General features: G+C 64.5%; 21 protein-coding genes. 8 read left to right on the top strand and 13 right to left on the bottom strand.

Translation table 11 applies throughout. The features are described 5' to 3' along the window. The first annotated feature begins 61 nt into the window (after positions 1–61). Both BMW89_RS00740 and bfr read left to right on the top strand, forming a co-directional pair. The gene (locus BMW89_RS00740; RefSeq protein ID WP_092021669.1) at positions 62–331 is read left to right on the top strand and encodes a (2Fe-2S)-binding protein; all 270 of its coding nucleotides are present in this window, start codon (positions 62–64) and stop codon (positions 329–331) included. A gap of 131 nt (positions 332–462) precedes the next feature. Continuing rightward, positions 463–951, top strand: coding sequence for a bacterioferritin (gene bfr, locus BMW89_RS00745; protein ID WP_092021671.1), 489 nt, complete (start codon positions 463–465; stop codon positions 949–951). Positions 952–1,034: 83 nt separating this feature from the next. On the opposite strand, the gene BMW89_RS00750 is transcribed toward bfr, so the two are convergent. From BMW89_RS00750 to BMW89_RS00765, 4 genes are all read right to left on the bottom strand, one after another. Continuing rightward, positions 1,035–1,637 (bottom strand): pyridoxamine 5'-phosphate oxidase family protein, encoded by a 603-nt coding sequence (locus tag BMW89_RS00750; RefSeq protein WP_092021673.1) that lies wholly within the window; start codon positions 1,635–1,637, stop codon positions 1,035–1,037. Between the two features lie 50 nt (positions 1,638–1,687). Then, complete coding sequence (locus BMW89_RS00755) at positions 1,688–2,119, bottom strand: DoxX family protein (RefSeq protein ID WP_244547475.1); 432 nt, start codon at positions 2,117–2,119, stop codon at positions 1,688–1,690. A gap of 32 nt (positions 2,120–2,151) precedes the next feature. Beyond that, the gene (locus tag BMW89_RS00760) at positions 2,152–2,505 is read right to left on the bottom strand and encodes a hypothetical protein (RefSeq protein WP_092021677.1); all 354 of its coding nucleotides are present in this window, start codon (positions 2,503–2,505) and stop codon (positions 2,152–2,154) included. A 165-nt stretch (positions 2,506–2,670) separates the two neighbouring features. Then, complete coding sequence (locus BMW89_RS00765) at positions 2,671–3,747, bottom strand: alpha/beta fold hydrolase (RefSeq protein ID WP_092021681.1); 1,077 nt, start codon at positions 3,745–3,747, stop codon at positions 2,671–2,673. Positions 3,748–3,868: 121 nt separating this feature from the next. On the opposite strand from BMW89_RS00765, the gene BMW89_RS00770 reads away from it, so the two are divergent. Next, positions 3,869–4,135 carry a DUF2277 domain-containing protein gene (locus BMW89_RS00770; RefSeq protein ID WP_092021683.1) on the top strand — a complete coding sequence of 89 codons (267 nt, stop codon included), beginning with the start codon at positions 3,869–3,871 and terminating at the stop codon, positions 4,133–4,135. Between the two features lie 96 nt (positions 4,136–4,231). Continuing rightward, positions 4,232–4,447 carry a hypothetical protein gene (locus tag BMW89_RS00775; RefSeq protein WP_092021685.1) on the top strand — a complete coding sequence of 72 codons (216 nt, stop codon included), beginning with the start codon at positions 4,232–4,234 and terminating at the stop codon, positions 4,445–4,447. A gap of 3 nt (positions 4,448–4,450) precedes the next feature. Here the strand turns inward: BMW89_RS00775 and BMW89_RS00780 are convergent, their stop codons facing one another. From BMW89_RS00780 to BMW89_RS00790, 3 genes are all read right to left on the bottom strand, one after another. Further along, positions 4,451–4,960, bottom strand: a complete 510-nt coding sequence (locus BMW89_RS00780) for a collagen-like protein (RefSeq protein ID WP_092021687.1) — start codon at positions 4,958–4,960, stop codon at positions 4,451–4,453. Positions 4,961–5,072: 112 nt separating this feature from the next. After that, positions 5,073–5,318: a helix-turn-helix domain-containing protein gene (locus BMW89_RS00785; RefSeq protein ID WP_092021689.1), complete on the bottom strand. Its 246-nt coding sequence runs from the start codon at positions 5,316–5,318 to the stop codon at positions 5,073–5,075. Between the two features lie 208 nt (positions 5,319–5,526). Further along, on the bottom strand, positions 5,527–6,294 hold the full coding sequence (locus BMW89_RS00790) for an SDR family NAD(P)-dependent oxidoreductase (protein ID WP_092021690.1): 768 nt from the start codon (positions 6,292–6,294) through the stop codon (positions 5,527–5,529). 276 nt (positions 6,295–6,570) lie between these two features. On the opposite strand from BMW89_RS00790, the gene BMW89_RS00795 reads away from it, so the two are divergent. Both BMW89_RS00795 and BMW89_RS00800 read left to right on the top strand, forming a co-directional pair. Next, positions 6,571–8,136 carry an outer membrane protein gene (locus BMW89_RS00795; RefSeq protein WP_092021691.1) on the top strand — a complete coding sequence of 522 codons (1,566 nt, stop codon included), beginning with the start codon at positions 6,571–6,573 and terminating at the stop codon, positions 8,134–8,136. Between the two features lie 171 nt (positions 8,137–8,307). After that, the gene (locus BMW89_RS00800) at positions 8,308–8,793 is read left to right on the top strand and encodes a molecular chaperone DnaJ (protein ID WP_092021692.1); all 486 of its coding nucleotides are present in this window, start codon (positions 8,308–8,310) and stop codon (positions 8,791–8,793) included. 7 nt (positions 8,794–8,800) lie between these two features. Here the strand turns inward: BMW89_RS00800 and BMW89_RS00805 are convergent, their stop codons facing one another. The 3 genes from BMW89_RS00805 to BMW89_RS00815 form a co-directional block, all read right to left on the bottom strand. Next, positions 8,801–9,436, bottom strand: a complete 636-nt coding sequence (locus BMW89_RS00805; RefSeq protein WP_092021693.1) for a hypothetical protein — start codon at positions 9,434–9,436, stop codon at positions 8,801–8,803. 255 nt (positions 9,437–9,691) lie between these two features. Beyond that, complete coding sequence (locus BMW89_RS37675) at positions 9,692–9,949, bottom strand: hypothetical protein (RefSeq protein ID WP_177195754.1); 258 nt, start codon at positions 9,947–9,949, stop codon at positions 9,692–9,694. A 110-nt stretch (positions 9,950–10,059) separates the two neighbouring features. Continuing rightward, positions 10,060–10,446, bottom strand: a complete 387-nt coding sequence (locus BMW89_RS00815; protein WP_092021706.1) for a RidA family protein — start codon at positions 10,444–10,446, stop codon at positions 10,060–10,062. Between the two features lie 440 nt (positions 10,447–10,886). Here BMW89_RS00815 and BMW89_RS00820 point away from each other — a divergent pair, with 440 nt between their 5' ends. Beyond that, positions 10,887–11,321: a hypothetical protein gene (locus BMW89_RS00820; protein ID WP_092021708.1), complete on the top strand. Its 435-nt coding sequence runs from the start codon at positions 10,887–10,889 to the stop codon at positions 11,319–11,321. Between the two features lie 72 nt (positions 11,322–11,393). Here the strand turns inward: BMW89_RS00820 and BMW89_RS00825 are convergent, their stop codons facing one another. Together BMW89_RS00825 and BMW89_RS00830 are read right to left on the bottom strand one after the other, a co-directional pair. After that, positions 11,394–12,116, bottom strand: a complete 723-nt coding sequence (locus tag BMW89_RS00825; protein WP_092021710.1) for a glutathione S-transferase family protein — start codon at positions 12,114–12,116, stop codon at positions 11,394–11,396. An 11-nt stretch (positions 12,117–12,127) separates the two neighbouring features. Then, complete coding sequence (locus tag BMW89_RS00830; protein ID WP_092021712.1) at positions 12,128–12,520, bottom strand: hypothetical protein; 393 nt, start codon at positions 12,518–12,520, stop codon at positions 12,128–12,130. Positions 12,521–12,706: 186 nt separating this feature from the next. Between BMW89_RS00830 and BMW89_RS00835 the strand changes: the two genes are divergently transcribed. Next, positions 12,707–14,284 carry an outer membrane protein gene (locus BMW89_RS00835; RefSeq protein ID WP_244547476.1) on the top strand — a complete coding sequence of 526 codons (1,578 nt, stop codon included), beginning with the start codon at positions 12,707–12,709 and terminating at the stop codon, positions 14,282–14,284. A 267-nt stretch (positions 14,285–14,551) separates the two neighbouring features. Here the strand turns inward: BMW89_RS00835 and BMW89_RS00840 are convergent, their stop codons facing one another. Then, positions 14,552–15,079, bottom strand: a complete 528-nt coding sequence (locus BMW89_RS00840; protein ID WP_177195755.1) for a mismatch-specific DNA-glycosylase — start codon at positions 15,077–15,079, stop codon at positions 14,552–14,554. Positions 15,080–15,086: the final 7 nt, after the last annotated feature.

Below are 15,086 nucleotides of genomic sequence, written 5' to 3' on the forward strand. Positions count from 1 at the left end.
TGCATCCGGACGGCCCCTTAAATATCGATGATGGCGCATCACCGAAGGGCCTGTCGCTTCCATGATCGTTTGTTCCTGTAACGTGCTGAGCGATGACGACGTCCGCGCCGCCGTCGCCGAGTCAGACGGCGTTCGCCATCCCAAGCAGGTCTATGGATGCCTCGGCTGTAGCGCCGAATGCGGCCGCTGCGCCCGGACGATCAAGACCATCATCGATGAAGCGCTTGGCCCCTGCGCCAAGTCCTGCTGCTCTGGCTGCCCCCACAGCCACACCGTGGCCGCCAATGACGAGACGGCCGAGCCCGTCCAGTTCGCCCTGGCTGCCTGCTGAAACTTTCCCCATCGTCGGCTGAGCTTTTCCCCGGCTGCGCCCCTGTAGCCGGTTGCCCTCGTGTTTAAACTGACTTAGAAGCGTTCTAAAGTCGGTTAGGTCCGATTTGGACGCAAGATTTGGAGTGCATCATGCAGGGCGACGCAAAAGTTATCGACTACCTCAACAAGGCGCTGCGCCACGAGCTGACTGCAATCAATCAATACTGGCTGCACTACCGCTTCCTCGACAATTGGGGCCTGCGGGACATGGCCAAGGTCTGGCGCAAGGAGTCCATCGAGGAGATGGAGCACGCCGACAAGCTCACCGAGCGGATCCTGTTCTTTGACGGCTTCCCGAACATGCAGGTGCTCGATCCATTGCGCATCGGCCAGAACGTCAAGGAAATCATCGAGTGCGATCTCGCCGCCGAGATGAGCGCGCGGGCGCTCTACCAGGAGGCCGCCGGCTATTGCAACAGCGCCAAGGACTACGTCACGCGTGACCTGTTTGAGAAGCTGATGAGCGACGAGGAGCATCACATCGACTTCCTCGAAACCCAGCTCGATTTGATCGGCCGCATCGGGCTCGAGCTCTACACCCAGAAGCACGTCGGCGGCCTCGAGGGCGAGGGGCACTAAGCTCCGGCTCGTCTCTCTCCATTCGTCATGGCCGGGCTTGGCCCGGCCATCCACGCTTCTCTTGAGCGGCGAACGCGCCAGCTCTACAGCTGGGTCTTGTAGCGCTCTTCCACGATCTCCTGGCTCTCCGGTTCGCCCAGGCCGGTCTGGTCGTGAATGACCTGGCCGATGCTTGGCATCACCGAGCGCTGCACCTTCTCCGGCGACCACAGTTTTGAGCGCATCAGCGCCTTGCCGCAGTGGAAATAGACTTCGCTGACCGCGACGTTCAGCACCGCGCGCGGCGGCTTGCCGTACTCCACCATCGACGCCAGCAGACCCGGATCGACCGACAGCGTGCCGCGGCCGCCGACGCGCAGCGTCTCGTCGATCCCCGGCACGAAGAACAGCATGTGCACGAAGCCCGAGCCCTCGACGACGTTGCGAAAACTGTCGATGCGGTTGTTGCCGGAACGGTCGGGCATCAGCAATTGGTTGGGGCTGGCGACGTGGACGAAGCCGATGCCGCCGCCGCGCGGGGAGGCATCGACGCTGCCGTCAGTCCCCGACGTCGCGAGCACGCAGAACGGCGACATCTCGATGAACTTCTTCGCATGCGCGTCGATCGCGGGACGCGCCTTGGCGATGACGCGCGGGCTCGGCTTGGCATAGATGGTGGCGAGGTCTTCGGCGCAAAGGTCAGTCACGAAGGTCTCCCTGTTTGAAGGCTTGAGGATATCATCCTCCGGCCCAATCGCTATCCGCTTTTGTCACGCCGCCACGGCCAGTCGATCACGCCGGCGCAATAAAGCGCCCACCAGATCAGAACCGGCTGAAGCGCCAGCCGTGGCCCGTGATAGAGCCAGCTGTTGGGAATGGGTGGGACGTCGATGCCCTCGATGGCGTGCTTGATGTTCGCCGGCCACACGCAGAGCGCATAGAGCGCCAGCGCGACGCCTGCCCACCAGCGTAGCGGCTTCGTCACCAGCGCGATTGCGCCGGCGATCTCGCAGAGGCCGGTCAGGAGGATGACCTGCGCAGCGAACGGCACCCAGGACGGCATCATCGCGAGCAGTTTGTCTGGAACCCAGAGATGCGCGATGCCGGCTGCGAGATAAAACGCCGCCAGAACGAAGCGCATCACGGCGCGCGCGAGATCGCTTGCAGGAGCCATCAGCCGAACTAGCATGCGTGGCGCCAGGGCGCCATCGCGGAACGGGCCTACACCGCGTCCGCCGGGACGAAGCAGCTAATGATGATGGCGCCGCGGTGATGGACATACCACACCACGGCCTGGCCGACCGGATTGCCGCGATCGCGGATGAGGGCGCGCTCCGGCACCTCCATCCATTGCCCCTCGATCGGCACCCAATAGGTGCCGCCGCGCACGTCGTAGTCGGTGCGGTGACCGTCGGAGATGTCGCAGCAGGGCACGCCGTTCGGCGCCATCACGCTCTTGAACCAGGCGCGGATGTCGGGCGGGACGTTGTCGTATTGCCCGTTGTCGAACGCAAACGCGGCGCTCGTGAGCGCCGTCGTTGCAGCGAGCCAAACGCACAGCGCGAGCCGGTGCATGCGGTCCTCCTCACTGCGTCTCGCGCCAACGGCGCGTGATCGCAGCGCGTGCCGATTCTCGTTGCGATGATTAAGCCCGAGCTGTCAGCGCATTGCATGCTCAAATAATATGCGGCGCGAGGGGCGCCGCACATGATGCGTTGCGATATGGGTGGTCTGCTGTTGTTACATCGTTCGCTGCGGCGCGGTTTGCAGCAATTGCCTGACTTGCTCGACGTAGAATTTCGCGTTGCCGGTCGTGCCGTGGCCGCGCGTCTCGGTGCTTGCGGGGATGAGATACAGTTTGCTGTTCTTGATTTGCTTCATCGCAGCGTCCGTGACGCCGGTCTCCGGCGGGTTGCGCTCGTCGTCGGCGGAATTGATCAGCAGCAGCGAGGCTTCGATGCCCTCGATCTTCTCGGCGGCATTGTAGTCGTGCGAGGCTTCCCATTGGTAGATGAAGTCGTTGGCATCCGCCGTGATCGGCGTCGCGAGCCGCTCGTCGACGATCTTGTCGGCCTTGGCCGCCGTCGGCGCTTGCGATTGATAGGCCAGCGTTCCGCCGATGCTCGCGATGCCGTAGGCGGTGATGGCGTATTTCATCATGCGCGGCTGGCTGGTGTAATTGCCGCCATTGTAGTCGGGATCACTGCGGATGGTGTCGAGCATGATCCGCCGCAGCATCCAGTTGCGCGACGCCATCTCGGTCGGCTGCGAGGCCATCGGGATCAGCGTGTCCATCGCCTTCGGATATTTCTCGCCCCACAGCCAGGTGTGCATTCCGCCCATCGAATTGCCGATGACGAGCCGCAGATGCTTGACGCCGAGCCCCTCCGTCACGAGGCGATACTGCGCCTCGACCATGTCGTCGTAATCGTATTTCGGAAAGGCGGTCTTCATGCCGTCGGACGGCTTTGACGATTTGCCGTGGCCGATGCCGTCGGGGATGATGATGTAATATTTGGCGGCGTCGAGCGGCTGTCCCGCGCCGAACAGCTCGCCAGCGAAAGCAGGCGTCAACATGCTTGTAGCCGAACCGCCGGTGCCGTGCAGCACCAGCACGGGCTGGCCTGAGGGCTCGCCAACGGTGGTGTAATGCAGCCGCAGCTCCGGCATCGTCTCGCCGGTGTGGAACTTGAAGTCTTTGGCGATCCAGTCGCCTTGCTTGGGCGCCGGATAATCGGCCGCCAAGACTGACGTCGAGATGGCCAGCGTCGAGACGCACAGCAGAACGGCCGATAGTGCCGCGCAAGAAGCCTTCATGTTTCTCTCCCCATGCGGCTCATCATTGGCGGCCGCGTTGCGGCGGACCTTAGCAGAAGCGTGCGGAAGGATGTAGGATTTCGCCGCCGCCGATCGTCTTCAAGAAAACCGGAGAGACTGCATGTGCCGCAACATCAAGACGCTGTTCAATTTCGAGCCGCCGGCGACGGAGGACGAGATCCATGCCAGCGCGATCCAGTTCGTGCGAAAGCTCTCGGGCTTCAACAAGCCGTCGCAGGCCAACGAGGCGGCGTTCGACCGCGCCGTGGCCGAGGTCTCGGAGGTCGCGCGAAAACTCCTGACCTCGCTGCACACCCATGCGCCGGCGCGCGACCGTGAGGTCGAGGCGGAGAAGGCGAAAGAGCGTTCGCGGCTGCGCTTTGGCTAGCGGCTCCAGCGGGCAGTTCCGTGATCTGGCTCACGGTGAGAGCGGCCTCGACTTGCAATGATGTCTGCCGGGGTTTTGACAGCCCGGAGCACGACCATGAGCCGCCCCCTTCTTCCGCTGAAAGCAGGTGCCATCGTCTTCACGCTGATATGGACCGCGTGGATGATGTGGTGGAGCGGCTCGTTCTCGAGCGCTAACGTCGTCATCCTGGCGCTGTGCGGCGCTGCGGTCGGCTATCTCTGGTATCGCGCCATGCGCTGGCAATTCGAGCGCATGGGCATGTTGCCGCGACGCGAGGACCAGGCGAAGTAATCGCTAATCCTTGTGGCCGTGCTTCTTCTTTCTCTTCTTTTTCTTGTGCTCGTCGTCTTCGTCGTCGTTGTCCTCGACGTCTGTCTCGTCGGCCTCCTGCACGGCGGCCTCCAGCGCAGCGTGCTCGGCGGCTTCCTGTGCGTCTCGCTCGGCGGCTTCGCGGTCACGCTGGCGGCGGCGTTCGTCCCAGGCGTCGAAGAGCTGATCCAGCCACGGCAGCACCTGCTCGATCGAGGGCAGCTGGCCGGGCGGTCCGGCCTCGCCGCGCGGGCCCTGCGACCCCACTGGGCCCTGCGATCCGGCGGCACCCCGCGCACCGGCTTCACCGAGCTTGCCCGGCAGCCCGGCCTTGCCCTGCGCTCCGGCCTTTCCGGCCGCGCCGGGCTTGCCTTGAGGCCCCGGCTTGCCGCGCGTGCCGTCCGGCCCGCGCTTGCCCGGATGCCCCTGCGGACCCGGCCGTCCTGGCTCGCCCTGCCGCCCACGCGGCCCCTGCCGTCCCTGATCGTCTGCCACGCCACTTCTCCCTGTGCGGAAGCAAGCTACTTAGCGGCGTTTGACGACGGCAGCAATTCCGCCGCCGGATGGCGCGGGGCATGATCAACATCAATCGGCCGCACGTCACGCGCTAGTCGTGATAGGCGGGCACCTCGATGCCCGAGGCGGCATAGATCCTGATCTTGTTGCGCAACGTGCGCACCGACAGGCCGAGCACGCGCGATGCGCGGGTGCGGTTGCCGTCGCAGCGCGCCAGCGTCTGGAGCACGAGCTCGCGCTCGACTTCATCGACGGTTGCGCCGATCAGCAGCGGAACGATCTGGTTGGGAGCGAGGAATTGTGCGTCCTGCGGCGCCGCGACATGAACAGTGGTCATCAATACACCCCGATCAACGCCCGCTTCCTTCGCTGGAAGCGGATCGAGAACAACGACCCCCAGGCCGTAGATCTACGGTGGGCGGGTTTGGTTAATGAAAGGTTAATCGCGGGCGATCGCACGAGATGACCTTGGGAATGCCGCGCCGCCGCCGCGATTGGCACGAGATGCATAGCGAAGCGGACGTATTGTGCGCCTCGCGCCTCGCTCACACCGTCCTGTACCCGCCATCCACCATCACGATCGTTCCGGTGACGTAAGCCGACAGGTCCGACGCCAGGAAGACCGCGGGTCCCACGATGTCCTCGGGCTTGCCGGTGCGCGCCAGCGGCGTGTGATCGACGAAGGCCTGCACCAGCGCCGGATTGGTCGCGCGCACATTGGCGTTGATGTTGGTTTCGATGAAGCCCGGCCCGATCGCGTTGACGCGCACGCCTTCCTTGCCGAGCTCGACCGCGAGCGCCTTGGTGAAGCCGAGCACGCCGTGTTTCGAGGTCGTATACGCCGCCGAGCTCGGCGTGCGCAGGTGCACGAAGGACTGGATCGAGGCGATGTTGACGATACGGCCCTTGGTTGCGCGGAGCGGCGGGAGAAACGCCTGCGTCGTGTTGAAGACGCCGTTGAGGTTGAGCGAGATGATGTCGTTCCAGTCCTTTGCCACCGTCTCCGTCTCGGCGGTGAAGGCGTTGCGGCGGGTGATGCCGGCATTGTTGACGAGGATTGAGACCTGCCCGACCTTGTCGGCGACTTGCTTTGCCAGTGCAAAGCAATCATCGCGCTTGGTGACGTCGAGCGCAAAGCTCTCGGCCTTGCCGCCGGCGTCGCGGATCTCCTTCGCGGCCTCAGCGACGGTGTCGGCGTTGACGTCGAGCAGCACCACTTGCGCGCCCTCGCGTGCATAGCCTGCCGCGATCGCCCGGCCGATGCCGGAACCGGCGCCCGTGACGACGGCGATGTGGTTTTGGAGAAGGGGCATGGGGTTTCCTCGGCTGCTTGTTTTTGAATGTTGGTGGCGAGACTAGTTGAAAATAGACACGGCGGAAACGTCGTGCAGCGCTCGTGCCTCATGCAATCGCGACGCCGCGGCCCGGCGTATGTGGCAAAGATGCCACGGCGCGGCAGGAAGATCGTCGGTTCGTATCTGTCCAATCCGCGGTCACTTGTGTCCAAGAAATCTGGAGCCGCTGGCCTCAGATCTTGTCTCGCAGACGTGGGGCAGCGGCGCGCCCGCGCGCCGGCGGGGACATTGGGTATGAAGAAAGTCAGATGCGGAAGTGCGGCGCTGATAGCGTTCGCGGTGGCGGGGCCTGCCTTGGCGGCGGATATCGGGGCCGCGCCGGCCTACAAGGTCCCGGCGGCGACCGCGTCGACCTGGAGCGGATTCTACGCCGGTCTCGGGCTTGGCTTCCGTGCCGCGCGCACCGACGCCGTGACGACGTCAGAGACCATTGCCGGCATCCCGCAGAATCTGGCGGACGGACGGCCGACCGGCGCGTCCTTCGACGGGCTGGGCTTCCGCACCAATCCCTTCATCGGATTCAACTGGCAAATTGCGCCGCAATGGGTCGCAGGCCTTGAAGGCGATGTCGGCTTTGCCGACCAGTCCACCACGCGCCAATCGCTGGCTTTCTCGCCCGGCTTCGTTCGCTTTGCCTTGCCGCCCGATAGCCTGACGGTGAAGACCGATTGGGACGCCAGTCTGCGCGCCCGTCTCGGCTTCCTGCTCACACCCGCCACGCTGGCCTATGCGACCGGTGGCGTCGCCTGGCAGCGCAGCGAGATCAGTTCGTCCTGCGCCAGCATCGGCTGTCTCGGCTCTGTCCTTTCGCCTGCGGTCATCTCCGCCTCACGCATCCAGGCCGGTTGGACCGTCGGTGGCGGCATCGAGACCGCGCTCGGCGGCAACTGGTTTGCGCGCGCCGAATATCGCTACGCCGATTTTGGCGCCGCACCGTTCACCATTGCTCGCTCCGCGTTGTCCAATCCGGCCCTCAATCCGACCGTGGACAATTTTGATCTCAAGATGCAGACTCACAACGCCTCGTTCGGCGTGGCCTACAAATTTGGCGATCCGATCGCGGCCGGAGCGCAGACGGCGTTGATTGCCAAGGCAGCTCCGATCGCGATGTCATGGACCGGCCCCTATCTCGGTTTTGGTCTCGGCGCCCGCGCGCTGCAGGCGGACTCGGCGGCAACATCGGAACTGTTTGGCGGCGCTCCGTTGCCGATCTTGAAGAATACCGTGCCGTTCAACGGTACTGCCTTCCGCGCCAACCCCTATGCCGGCGTCAACTGGCAATTCGCTCCCAAATGGGTCGCCGGGATCGAGGGCGACGCCGGCTTCGCCGACCGGACAACCACGCTTTCCGGATATCCGGTGTCACCCGCCTTCGGCACCTTCCACGATGCGGCCGATTCCCTTGTGTTGAAGACGACATGGGACGCGAGCCTGCGCGCGCGTCTCGGCTTTCTGGTGACGCCGGCGACGCTGCTGTTCGCGAGCGGCGGCGCTGCGTGGCAGCATGACGAGGTGATCTCGACCTGTGGGAGCGCTCCCTGCCGGCGCACGTTCAGTGTCTCTCCGTCCGTGATCACGAACTCCACGACGAAGCTTGGCTGGACCATCGGCGGCGGCCTGGAGACGGCGCTCGGCCATCACTGGCTGGCGCGCGCCGAATACCGCTTCGCCGATTTCGGCACGTCGAGCTATACGATCAGCCGAACGTCGGCCTTCGCGCCGAGTAACACCATCGACACTTTCGACGTCACGCTGCGCACCCACACCGCGACGTTCGGTCTTGCGTATCAGTTCAACTGACCAGCGCTGGGTCTGGCAGCACATCCTGCGGGTGGTGCGACCACGGCGATGAGGATTGCAAGCAATTTCCTTCTGATTTCGTTTCGAAGTTTCATGAAAGGCTAACCCGAAATTAAGGGGTCGGAAACGGCGGCCTTGGCATACTGGTCTTCATTGCTAAACGTTGCGCGCATGATGGAACGGCTTGAATCCTGGAAAATGGCGCTCGAGCGCCTGCGGTCGGCGGAGCCGGCTGATTGGGCCGACGCGGGCCGGCTCGTGGCCGAGATCGCGCGCATGAGCACCGAGACCATGCTGCGGCAGGCGGCCGAGCAGGCGCTTCCGGTGCTGCGCCAGGCCGCGGACAATGACGATCACGGCGTCACGCTGGCGGCCCGGCGCCGGATCGGTGTGGTCCTCGACGTCGTTCACGATCTGACCGCGCCGCGCTTCGGCCGCCGCAACGCCGCGCCGAAGAAGCTCTCCAGCGAGGATCGCGCCCGCAAGATGCTCGGCCTGCCGCTCGCGGTGCAGCTCACTTGCGAGGACATCAACCAGGCCTACCGCCGCGCCGCCAAGGGCAAGCATCCCGACCAGGGCGGCAGCGCACAGGCCTTCATCGACCTCGCCGCCGCGCGCGACATCCTGATCCATCCCGGCGCGCACAAGGACGCGTGAGAGCGCCTCAGCTCTTGTTCACGCAGCTCGGATAGGGGGCGGCTTCGCCTGCTACGATCGGGCAGAGCTCGATCGGGCTCAGTTCGAGCAGTCGCTTCTGCCAGCGTTCGTCGTTGACCGGCGGCTCGTCGCTTTCGGGGCCGCGTTCGGCCCATTGGATGGTGTAGTAATCGCTCGCGCCCTTCAGCGTGATCAGCAGCGCGGTCTCGCTGTGGCGGGTCGCGCCGCTGTCGACGCGGCCGCAGCCGATCACGGCGCCAAAACCCTCGAAGCGGCCGAACTTCAGGGCGCCGAAGGGCCGCGCCGCAAAGCTGTCGGGGCAGGCCGATCTGAAGCCGCCGGCGATGGTGCCTGCGAACATCTCGGGCGAGGCGCCCGGCGTCAGCGTCATGCCCTTCTCGCCGGTGACCGTGATCATCTGCGTCCAGAGCTCGGGCGTCTCGTCCTTGAGCACGGCTTCGCGGATGTAGTGGCCGTCCTTGGTGTTCTCGAGCACCGCAGAAAAATTCGACGGCATCGCGAAGGAGACGAGCTGGCCGAAGATCGGCGAGATCACGCGGAAAGATTGCGGTGCCTGCGCCTGCGCGGTTGCGGCGAGCAGTAGCGATGCGGCGAGAATTGTTGCTGTCGTCGTTGCACGCATCGATCTGCTCCAAAGTCGCGAGGCAAGAATGAGAGCGGGCAAGGACGCTAGCATCGCATCCTTGCCCGGCCCTTGTCGTCCGCCGATCGAATTCTTGACCTGCTGCGCCCCGGTCAAAATGTGAGTAGTTCCGCATGCGGGTCAGGTTCAAGGCGTGCACGCGGGTTTGCGGCTGAAACCGAGGCGATGCCTGCAAAGAAAAAGGGCGGATCGCTTGCGCGACCCGCCCTCGAAATCCGTTTCGTCGCGCGACGCCTAGAGCGTGCACTTGCGCTCCGCGCGCAGCTTGATCTGGAGGTCGGAGGCGGCGGTGAAGGTCGGGAGCGGCTTGCTGACGACCTTGTAGGTCGAGACGCCCCACTGGAACGGCTTGTAGCGAAGGTCTTCGTTCCAGACCTGGCAGATGCCGGTGTTTTCCCAGCGGATCACGTAATAGCCGGCTGCGGACGCGGGCGCGGCAAACACGGTGGTGGCGATGCCGGCAAAGGCACAGAGGGCGAGAACGCGACGCATGAAATATCTCCTGATGGGAACGTGAAGGAAACTGGTGCGGCAAAACGGCGCTTCTGGCAAGCCGGGCGGCGGTCGATCACGGATATGTCAGGTGGGGTCCCCCTTGCGGGCTATGCTTTGGCCAGCGACGCCACCGCCTCGATCTCGATCAGCATCTTCGGATCGGGCAGCGCCTGCACCACACAAGTCGTCCGTGCCGGATAGGGCGGCGGGCCGAAGGCGCCGGCGTAGAGCGCGTTCATCGCGGCAACGTCGGCGGCCCGGGTCAGGAGCACGTTGACCTTGACGAGGTCGCGGACGGTTGCGTCGGCCTCGTCCAGCACGCGCTTGATGTTGACGACGACATTGGCGAACTGCGCCTCAAAACCGTCGGGCAGCGCGCCCTTGGCGTCGAAGCCGGGAATGCCGGAGACGAACAGGAGGTCACCGACGCGCGTCGCAAATGACAGCGGCGGCGCCTTCACATGCGGCGGGGGCGCGAAATGCTGGATCGGCATGGGAACACCTCGGAAGGGCTGAGAGGCGTGAGGGTAGCGGCAAAAACAAAAATGCGAAACAACCCCATGCACAGTAGAAACCGGATGGAAATCATTGGTGTTTTCGAAATTCGGGAAGATCGAAATAATCGATTGCGCCGTCGGGCAAAACAGGAGCAGTATGGCAGGGTGGCGATGGGTGCCGGGGAGTGGCCCCAAGCTCCGCTGTCATGCCACGGCTTGACCGGGGCATCCAGTACGCCGCGCCCTTTCGGGTCAATCACAAGCGTCTCTGGAATACTGGATCGCCCGGTTTAACCGGGCGATGACAGCTGAGTGCGTGGCGAAGAGCACGACTGAAGTTCATTGCGCTGCCATCATGTTGCCGCCCCGATCCATCGGATAGATTCAGCCCGTCTGATTCGCTTCCCTTCCCAAAAAATAGCCCCCGGAGATTGTTCATGAAGATCGCATCCACCCTTCGCGCCGCGCTGGTCGGCCTTGCCGCGCTTGCCGGCCTCTCGACCTCGGCGATGGCTGACGGCGGCACCGTGGTGCTGACGATCTACAAGGCGGGCTGGATCATCGGCGGTTCCGGCGGCTCGGGCATGCTGAACTTCCGTGGCCGCTCCTATTCGCTGTCGACCGGCGGGCTCGATTACGGCCTCGTCTTCGGCGGTTCCAAGACCGTGCTGCGCGGTCGCGTCTCCAACATCAACCGGCCTTCCGATGTCGCCGGCGTCTACGGTGCCGCCGGTGCCGGCATTGCGGTTGGCCGCGGTGCCCGCGCCATCGTGCTCACCAACCAGAAGGGCGCGGTACTGGAGCTCAGCGGCACGCAGGTAGGCTTGATGGCGAACGCGGATCTCAGCGGGCTTGCGATCACGATGCGGTAGGAAGGTCTCACTTCACTTGTAGCCCGCATGAGCGGCAGCGACATGCGTGTCAACTCTCGGCCCCGGATGTCGCTATCGCTCATCCGGGCTACGGCCCTGTAACGATCCACTCACCATCGCATGTACCCTCTCGCAATGCGCGACGAGATTTGTGTGCGCATCGACGAACGCCTTCAGCGGTGTCGGGATCGGGAAGTAATGGATGTTGGCGACAAAACCGTAGATGCCGGCATCGATGCTACCAGGTGCCGCGCCGTGCACGAAGCCAGCGGCGGGGACGATCTCCGCCAGCGCCTGCAAATCAGCGAGGCCTCGCGCGTAGGCCTGCTCGGGCGTGTAGCGGCCGATGCCCTGGTATTGATAGCGCAGTGCGTTATACGCTTTCGCCTTCTCAAATCCTTCGGCATTGATCTGCGGATGCTGCGCGATGAAGCCGTCGCGGAACGCCGGATAGAAGCGCTCGTCCTTCCAGCGCGAATACGACATTACCCAGTAGAGGTCGTCGAGCATGCGGGTGACCAGATGATTGGTCCGGCGCTGTTCGGCTGACAGCGCGGCGTCGATGGCGAGGTGATATTTCGCGATGGCATGCGCGATGATCGTCTCGCTGTCGCCGACGGTCTCGCCGTCGTCGACGATATAGGGCAGCTGCCCGCGTGGCGCGGCGGAGGCATCGAAGACATGCTCATGCACGAATGGCACGCCCGCGAGTTTCAGGAAGGCGAAAACCTTGAGGCCGTAACCGTTGTTGTCGGCGACGCCGAACAATTCCGGATAGGAATAGAGCGTCAGCATGATGGCCTCCTTCAGCGCGATGGCACCTTGGCTCGTTGCTCAGTCGTGACAGCTTTCGCAACCTTGCCGGCGCGGATCATCAGGAACGCGCCGGAGAAACCCGGCAGCCGCCAGCGCCCGTCGATCTCGGTCGCCTCGGCATTGACAGTGCCTTCGTAATGCACCGTGTCGAAGCCGTAGCCGGGCGGCTCGTAACGTTTGACGAAAGAGACCGCACTGCCGGAGCGATTGCCCGTGATCGCGGCGTTGTGGGTGCGCAGCGGGCAGTGCGGGTTCGAGCATGGCTCGGTGACGTCGCCGCTGAGCGCGCCATGGGACTCGACCAGGGTCGCGGTGAACGTGACCATTCCGGTGCCCGGTTGAATGTAGCTGCCGTCCCAGACACCGGTCAGATCCTCGCTCATGGCGGTGCCTTCCCTGGATGATGCGGCCCGGTTGATATCAGGCTCTTCCATCTCAAGTCGTATCGCCGGCGTGACACGCTTGCAACAGTCGGGACGCCAATGCGCGCTGTCATTCGATCGGAGGACGCGCGAGATCACCCGATCGACGTATGGATTCGCCAAGAAATTCCTGCGTGAAGGGCCGCCATGCGACGTTCATTGATCCGCCCGAACATGCCGGGATTGCTTGGTGGCGCAGCACTTCTCGCCGGGTTCGCGCTCGCAGCACCCGCGCAGGCCGCGGACCTTGCCCCGTTCAACAAGGCGCCGCTGCTGGTGGCTCCGTCATGGACCGGTTTCTACGCCGGCCTCGGCCTCGGCTTTCGATCGACGCAAGCTGATCTCACCACCACGTCCGTGTTGCAAGACGGCGTTCCGCGTGACCTGAACGGGGCTGTGCTGACCCAGCCGTTCGACGGCACGGGTTTCCGCGTCAATCCCTATGCCGGCTTCAACTGGCAGGTCGCTCCCAGCTGGGTCGTCGGCATCGAAGGCGATGTCGGCTTCGGTGACCAGACCACGGCCCTGCCAGGGTTTCGCGCTTCGCCGCGGGCGGGCTCGTCCACCTTCGCGGTCGACAGCCTGTCGGTGAAAGCCGGTTGGGATGCGAGCCTGCGCGGTCGCGCCGGCTATCTGCTGACGCCGACGACATTAGTCTATGCCACCGGCGGCCTCGCCTGGCAGCATTTTGACGTGACCTCGGTCTGCGTCGGCGCCACCTGCAACAATGCGACGCCCACCACGGTGTCGAACTCGGCCACCAAGACCGGCTGGACGCTCGGTGGCGGCCTCGAGACCGTGCTGTGGGGCAACTGGCTGTTGCGTGCCGAATATCGCTACGCGGATTTCGGCACCACGCCGTTCGCCATCGCGCGCACGCAGACCGGCGCGGGGCCCGCGCTCACGGTCGACAATTTCGATACGAAACTCGCAACACATACGGCGAATGTCGGCCTCGCTTACAAGTTTGGCGAGCCCGTCATCGGCGGCCGCTCGCATCCGCTGCAAGCGCAGGCCGCAATGCCGGCGTCCTGGACCGGCGCTTATGTCGGCATGGGCCTCGGGGCGCGCGCCACGCGTACCGATCTCACGACGACGTCGGAATCGGTCGGCGGCTCCCCGCGCGATCTCGACGGCCGCGCCAACAATCGCCCGATGGACAACACCGCGTTCCGCGCCAGCCCCTATGCCGGCTATCTCTGGCAGCTCGCCTCGCAATGGACCGCAGGTGTCGAAGGTGATTTCGGCTTTGCCGACCGCACCACCACGCGCGAAGGTTTCACCAGCATCTTCCTCGCCGACTCCCAGTCGCCCGGCGAGAGCCTGTCGATCCGCAGCCGCTGGGATGCCTCCTTGCGACTGCGCGGTGGCTATCTCGTCAATCCACAGACCATGCTCTACGCCACCGGCGGCGTCGCCTGGCAGAACTTTGAGTTGACCTCGACCTGCACCAGCGGCCCCTGCACCGGCTTCTTCGCGCTGTCGCCGGGGATCATCAGCCAGTCCACAACGAAGACGGGATGGACGCTCGGTGGCGGCCTCGAAACCGTGTTGTGGGGCAACTGGCTGGCGCGCGCCGAATATCGCTACGCCGATTACGGCAAGGCCGGCTTCACCGTCGCAAGATCGAGCGGCGATGCCGACCACAATCCGTCCGTCAACACATACGACGTGGCGATGCGCGCGCATCTAGCGACGTTCGGGGTGACGTACCGGTTTCAGTGAGGGGGCACGCGGCCGTAGGGTGGGTTTTAGCGCAGCGTAACCCACCGCTTTGGCATCCGCGGCAATGAAGCCAGACCCTCATGGTGAGGAGGCGCGCAGCGCCGTCTCGAACCATGAAGGCCCGCATCTCGCCAGCCGCCATCCTTCGAGACGACCGCTTCGCGGTCTCCTCAGGATGAGGTCGGTGGGTGTGGTGTCGTAGCCCGCATGAGCGCCGCGACATGCGGGTCAACCGCCAATCCCGGATATCGCTTGCGCTCATCCGGGCTACGTTACCTCACCCCGCGAACCGATCCACGCCGCAAGCTCCCGCCACGGCTCCAGTGTCCAATGCCCGGACGCAGCGCCTGATGGTGATGGCAGCACGAATATCTCCGGCAAACTTCCATCGCGCGGCTGCCGCCCCAGTGTAATCTCGCTCGACGGCCTGCCATAAAACAAGCTCGCCGCCTTCTTGCTCGTGAACGCAATCGTCCTCGGCCGATACTTCTCGATCTTCGCCTTGAACCCCGGCACGTCGATCGTTTCAGCCGCGATCTGGTGATCCATCCCGGCGCCCGATTTGGAGAGATCGGTGAAGCCGATCCCGAGCGCGAGCAGCGCTCCGAATTCGCTCGGCTGATAGCGCCGGGGCGTGATGCCGGCCTCATGGATCGCGCGCCAGAAGCGGTTGCCGGGATGGGCGTAGTAGTGCCCGAGTTCAGCCGAGCGCGTGCTGGCCGCGGTGCCGACGAAGACGAGGCGGAGGTTGGGACGGAGTTGGTCGGGGAGGCGGTGGGGAGTGCTGTCGGGCAATGAAACA

Origin of the sequence: Bradyrhizobium sp. OK095 (assembly GCF_900109945.1) — a bacterium.
In the GTDB taxonomy this organism is placed as follows: domain Bacteria; phylum Pseudomonadota; class Alphaproteobacteria; order Rhizobiales; family Xanthobacteraceae; genus Bradyrhizobium.